The 3078-nt window shown below is 60.1% G+C and carries 2 protein-coding genes and 1 pseudogene; 2 read left to right on the forward strand and 1 reads right to left on the reverse strand.

From position 1 onward, the window contains the following. Nucleotides 1-127: 127 nt before the first annotated feature. Nucleotides 128-904: pseudogene (locus tag QMX86_RS27750) on the forward strand (U32 family peptidase C-terminal domain-containing protein); the annotation flags it as partial. A 222-nt stretch (nt 905-1126) separates the two neighbouring features. Here QMX86_RS27750 and QMX86_RS27755 read toward each other — a convergent pair. Continuing rightward, the gene (locus tag QMX86_RS27755; protein WP_282387759.1) at nt 1127-1993 is read right to left on the reverse strand and encodes a LysR substrate-binding domain-containing protein; all 867 of its coding nucleotides are present in this window, start codon (nt 1991-1993) and stop codon (nt 1127-1129) included. A gap of 101 nt (nt 1994-2094) precedes the next feature. Between QMX86_RS27755 and QMX86_RS27760 the strand changes: the two genes are divergently transcribed. Next, nucleotides 2095-2997 (forward strand): DMT family transporter, encoded by a 903-nt coding sequence (locus tag QMX86_RS27760; protein ID WP_282387758.1) that lies wholly within the window; start codon nt 2095-2097, stop codon nt 2995-2997. Nucleotides 2998-3078: the final 81 nt, after the last annotated feature.

Here is a 3078-nt window from a genome sequence, read left to right on the forward strand (position 1 = left end):
TTGGAGCGGCGAAGTACGTAATTGGAAACTCGCAAACGCTGTTTACCTGAATCCAGAGCGCCCTGAAACAAGGGCGTAATAGACTCCTAAAACAGCCGTGAAGCGACAGATACGTTGACACGCACCGTACATGAACAAACGCGATGCCAATCAGGGCACCTGCACCAACGCCTGCCGCTGGAAGTACACGGCGCAAGAAGCCACGGAAAACCAGCTCGGCGAGATCGTCCAGACCTTTCAGCCCAAGCCGACGCTGGGTCTCGGCGCACCGACCGATCAGGTCTTTCTGTTGCAGGAAGCCAATCGTCCCAATGAATTGATGCCGGCCTTCGAAGACGAACACGGCACCTACATCATGAACGCCAAGGACCTGCGCGCGGTGCACCATGTCGAGCGCCTGACGCGCATGGGCGTGCATTCATTGAAGATCGAAGGCCGGACCAAATCGCATTTCTACTGCGCGCGCACCACCCAGGTGTATCGCCGGGCGATCGATGATGCCGTGGCCGGGCGCGCGTTTGATCGCGGCCTGATGCTGGATCTCGAGTCGCTGGCCCAGCGCGGCTACACCGAAGGTTTTCTGCGCCGGCATGTGCATGACGAATATCAGAACTATCAGCACGGCAGTTCGGTGTCGGAGCGGCAGCAGTTCGTTGGCGAGCTGACCGGCGAGCGCCGTGATCGCCTGGCCGAAGTGAAAGTGAAGAATCGTTTTGCCGTGGGCGATCATCTGGAACTGATGACGCCCAAGGGCAATTTCCATTTTGATCTGCATGAATTGCAGAGTGTCAGCGGGCAAGCGATCGAAGTGGCGCCGGGAGACGGGCATACGGTGTACGTGCCGATACCGGATGCGGTGGACTTGCGCTTTGGGTTGTTGATGCGGGATTTGCCGCGGACCTGAATCCCCTCACCCTAGCCCTCTCCCAGAGGGAGAGGGGACTGATCGGGGGATATTTCAGAGGTACGCTGACCTGAACGGGGACCGCTGAAGCCGCAAACTACACAGCCCTGGTTGTGCTCGTGAATCCATAAGCGGCTCGGACTTTCAGGTCGATGTCTGGCGCAAGACACCTCGGTTGGCCCCCTCTCCCTCCGGGAGAGGGCTGGGGTGAGGGCCGCTTTTCTATTGAGCAAACTCCTCCCGCAACATCGCCACAAATGCATCTCGCGCCGGGTGCACACCGGCGTTTTCATGCCAGTAAAACAAATTCTCGATCGCCATCAGTTCAGCGAACTCGTAACCCTCGCAGCCCGCGCCTTTGGCGTACTGCTCGAACACGCCCCTGGGCACCAGCGCCACCCCGGCACCGGCGCTGACGCAGCCGACAATCGCTCCGTAACTGGCCAGACTGACAATCGGCAGCGCCTGCCCTCGGCGCAGCAACCAATGCTCAAGTGCCGCGCGGTATGGGCAACCCGGTGGCCACATGAACAGGGTTTTGTCTTGCAGATCCGCGATGTCGCGCACCGGGCCGACTGAAGTCGAGGCGATCAGTAACAATTCCTCGCGATACATCGGCGTGCGTTTGAGCTGAGCACGTTCGACGTCCACCGCGACAATCGCGCCATCAAGGCGATGGTTGACGGTGTCGTCGAGCAATTGGCTCCAGGTGCCGGTGGTAAGTTCCAGTACCACTTGCGGGTAGCGCTTGTGGAATTTCGCCAGCAGGCGCGGCAAGCGCCCGGTCGCCGAGGACTCGATGGCGCCGATGCGCAGCGGTCCGGACGGCTCGGCGGCCGGGTCTAGCGCGCGTTTGGCTTCGACGGTCAGCGCCAGAATCTTTTCCGAATAAACCAGAAAGGTCTGTCCCGCCGGGCTGATGCGCAATCCGCGCCCCTCGCGCAAGAACAGCGCCACGCCCAATTCGGCCTCCAGCGCTTTGATCCGCGCGGTGATGTTCGACGGCACGCAGAACAGTTTTTCGGCGGCCCGGGCAATGCTGCCAACCTCGGCCACAGTCTTGAACATGCGGATTTGCGCCAGCTCCATAATCATCACTCTGAGTGAACAGTCAGCGCAGTATAAGTCAGTTGTGACGAATGATCGGGCACGCGGATACTCGGCGCATCCACTGCCCTGGTGCCTCGATCATGACTTCCACTTCTACCTGCAAAATTATCCTGGCCATGGCGTTTGTCATCGCATGCTGGGGCTATTCGCCCACTGGCATTCACATCGGCTTGCAAGGGTATGAGCCCGGACATCTGGCCTTGCTGCGTTTTCTGCTGGCGTCGCTGTTGATGGCGCTGATCGCAATTTTCAAAGGCATTCGCCTGCCGCAGTGGCGCGATGTGCCGTTGCTGGTTGCCTTGGGCTTCTTTGCCGTCAGCCTGCATCACGTCGCCTTGAACATCGGCCAGCAAGGCATCAGTGCCGGGGCTTCCAGCGTGCTGGCGCAATCGAGCCCGTTATTCAGCACGCTGCTGGCGTGCTTTGTGTTCAAGGAACGCGTCAGCGCCTGGCGTTGGAGCTGTGTGCTGCTTGGATTTGTCGGCGTGGTGATCGTAGTCAGCGGCGACAAGGGCATGGGCGCTATCAATGCCCATGGCTTGTTGATCTTGTTGGCGGCGCTTTCCTGGAGCCTCTATTTCGCCCTGCAAAAGCATCATGCGCGGCGCTACGACGGTTTCAGCCTGGGCTGCTACGCGGTGTGGTCGGGGACGTTGCTGTTGCTGATTTATCTGCCGGGGCTGGCTGACGCCGTGATGCAGGCGCCGCCGCAAGCGCAGTGGGCGGTGCTGATGTTGGGGGTGTTTCCCAGCGCACTGGCGTATCTGGCCTGGGGTTTCGTGCTCAAGCATGTGGACTTGAGCCGGGCGACGATGACCTTGTATCTGATACCGCCGACGGCCATGGGAATTGCGTCTTGGGGACTGGGTGAACGGCCGACGTTGATGGTACTGATGGGGGCGATGGTGGTGTTGATCAGTGTGTTGGCATTGAATCTGGAGCGTGGGGTTGGCGTCGTTCGGGCAGTTGAGAGCAAGGCTTGAATCTGCTGTGAAGTCGATGCCGTCTTCGCGAGCAGGCTCGCTCCCACAGGGAGTTTGTGTCATCCACTGTGGGAGCGAGCC

Source organism: Pseudomonas sp. PS01270, assembly GCF_029959775.1.
GTDB classification, from domain to species: domain Bacteria; phylum Pseudomonadota; class Gammaproteobacteria; order Pseudomonadales; family Pseudomonadaceae; genus Aquipseudomonas; species Aquipseudomonas atacamensis.